2 protein-coding genes and 1 pseudogene are annotated in these 2,225 nt (G+C 63.9%); all 3 read right to left on the bottom strand.

Annotated elements, in window-relative coordinates; translation table 11 throughout:
- Positions 1-127: 127 nt before the first annotated feature.
- Positions 128-711: pseudogene (locus P0D62_RS18895) on the bottom strand (transposase); the annotation flags it as partial.
- A gap of 191 nt (positions 712-902) precedes the next feature.
- Positions 903-1,544, bottom strand: coding sequence for a type IIL restriction-modification enzyme MmeI (locus tag P0D62_RS18890; RefSeq protein WP_275704076.1), 642 nt, complete (start codon positions 1,542-1,544; stop codon positions 903-905).
- Positions 1,545-1,650: 106 nt separating this feature from the next.
- Positions 1,651-2,043 (bottom strand): hypothetical protein, encoded by a 393-nt coding sequence (locus tag P0D62_RS18885; protein ID WP_275704075.1) that lies wholly within the window; start codon positions 2,041-2,043, stop codon positions 1,651-1,653.
- Positions 2,044-2,225 lie beyond the last annotated feature (182 nt).

The following is a 2,225-nucleotide window of genomic DNA, read 5'->3' as shown; positions in this document are numbered from 1 at the left end:
CGGACGACCTGCTCCGGGGTGTGACGCTTCCTGCTGTTCGTCATGATCTGACCAGTCTCCCTGCCCGCGACCGCGGGCAACAGGACGACCCTCATAACGACTGGACCTACGAAACGGGGTCAGCCCAACGTCGCTGGGGCACGCGTAGGCCTTCCTCGCGCCATAGCCGCTGGATCTTCTTGTGGTTGACCTGCCAGCCCTCGCCGCGGACGTCGTGGTACGCGCGCCGATAGCCCCAGCGGGGGTGCTTCTTCGCGTAACCGCGCAGCCATTCACGCAAGGCGGCGTCGGGGTCGGCGACGGTATCGGCCTTGAGGGTGCGCCGGTAGGCGGACCTGGATAGCCCGGTCAGCCGGCACGCCATCCGCTCGCTCACCCGCATCTTCGCGATGAGGTGAGCGACGGCGGCGCGCCTCCTGCCCGGGCCTAGAAGTTTCCCTCTGCCAGCTCCTTCAGCGCCGCCTTCTCCAGCTCTGCTTCAGCGAGCAGACGCTTGAGGGTGGCGTTCTGCTTCTCGAGCTCCTTGAGGCGCTTGGCGTCGTCGGCCTTGAGCCCGCCGTACTGGTTGCGCCACCGGTAGTACGTCTGTTCCGACACGCCCAGCTCGCGGCACACCGCCGCGACGTCCGCGCCATCGGCCAGCATCCGGTCGGCCTGTCCGAGCTTGCGCACGACCTGCTCAGGCGTGTGCCGCTTCCTCGTGTTCGTCATGATGAGACCAGTCTTCCTGCCCGCAGCAGCGAGCATCAAGACGACTCCCACAACGACTGGACCTACATCACGGGGTCAGCCCATGGGGAGCGGTCATCGTGATGACTCCGTTCGAGAGTGCTGTGAGAGGTTCACTCGAAAGATCACACGGTGGCCGCGTCCACGTCCGGGACGATCACGGGGCCACCGCGCTACACCACTATGCGGGACTCAACTGCGTCATCGGCGTATAGGCAGAACAGCACCCGCACGAGAAAGACGGATGCATCGTGGTCGTCATAGCCAGAATCAGAGAGCGCCTCGTACAGGTCGGCCATGATCTGGGCGGCTTTGACCGAGGCTTCCTCCTGCTGCTGGTTCCCGAAGGGACTGGTCTGGTAGCCGGCCAGGAACGCCAGCAGGTCGGAGTTGGCCGGCAGCTCTTCGAGGGTGAAGGTGCGCGTGTCGGCGCCGTCGGGTGCTTTGAGGTCCAGGATGCGGAACTGAGTGAAGTCACTAGAGATGACCCAGCGTGGGGTTTCCACGTCGGTCAGGTCGTCGATGTAGTCCAGCGCCTGGCGCTCGGCTACCTCGAGGTCCTTCCCGGCGGATTTCATCTCGATCGCACACAGGCCCGGCACGAGGGCGTCGATGTATCCGCGGTGCCCCGTCGAGGAGCGCTTTGCGCGCTTCTCGTACAGCGCAGCCTTTGTACTCGTGATCCCAAAGACCCGCAGCAAGTCCCGTATGAACGACTGAGCCTGCTGACGCTCATCCCCAGGCTCGTCACGCCATTCCACGACGAACTGCGCAGCCCGCCGCCGGATCTCGTTCAACGACAGCGCCTTCGCCATAGCTCTCCCTCGTAGATGACTTTCCGTGAGAGTACTAGCAGGTCACGACGGACCGACCCGTGGGTCACGGACTGCCCCGCCATAACCCTCGGAGGTGACGCCTAGGTCAGTCCCCGGCTTGGGCATAATCAGCCATGAGCTGCGACCACTCCTGGCGGGAGGTTTGATGTGCCAGGTGGAGCAGTTTCATCACCGCGCCGGCGTAGAACATCGCTGTGCTGATGTTGTGCCAGAGATCAGTCATGGTGTCTGCGACCCGCGGCCAGGAGTACCCGTGCGCGAAGCCGCTGGCCACGTTCCAGATCCACTGCACAGCTTCGGCGGTGTTCTGGGGCAACCGGTCTCTGGCCGCGAGCTCCGACGCAGGTAGATCCTGCTGGGCAAATGCCGCCGCGATTATCATCCCGACGTTCATCGGTCCGTTCTTCGAGATCATCGTGTCTGAGACCTTTTGCTGCAGCCCAAGGTTGTTTCGATCCTCTGCAACGGCAGCCTGCATCCCCGCTGCTGCATCGCGCAGCGTGTCCAGGTCCGTGAATCCGGCTGCCGCCCTGGCCTCGAGATTTCACGGGGGTGTGGTCTCGACCGGCGGAATGAATGGCGAAAGGTGCTCCTGGCCTGGGATGATACGAGGTGTTGAGACCCGTAGCCATCCGCTGGAAGGAGCACCTTTCAGGTGTC

Origin of the sequence: Tessaracoccus caeni, assembly GCF_029211185.1 — a bacterium.
Classification (GTDB): domain Bacteria; phylum Actinomycetota; class Actinomycetes; order Propionibacteriales; family Propionibacteriaceae; genus Arachnia; species Arachnia caeni.
The sequence above is the reverse complement of the archived record's forward strand: the minus strand, read 5'-3'. Positions and strand labels throughout refer to the sequence as shown.

What these genes read in the sequence shown, in the direction of transcription:
- P0D62_RS18890 (WP_275704076.1), bottom strand. Translation starts at nt 1,544, where the DNA reads ATGGCGAAGGCGCTGTCGTTGAACGAGATCCGGCGGCGGGCTGCGCAG.
- P0D62_RS18885 (WP_275704075.1), bottom strand. Translation starts at nt 2,043, where the DNA reads ATGCAGGCTGCCGTTGCAGAGGATCGAAACAACCTTGGGCTGCAGCAA.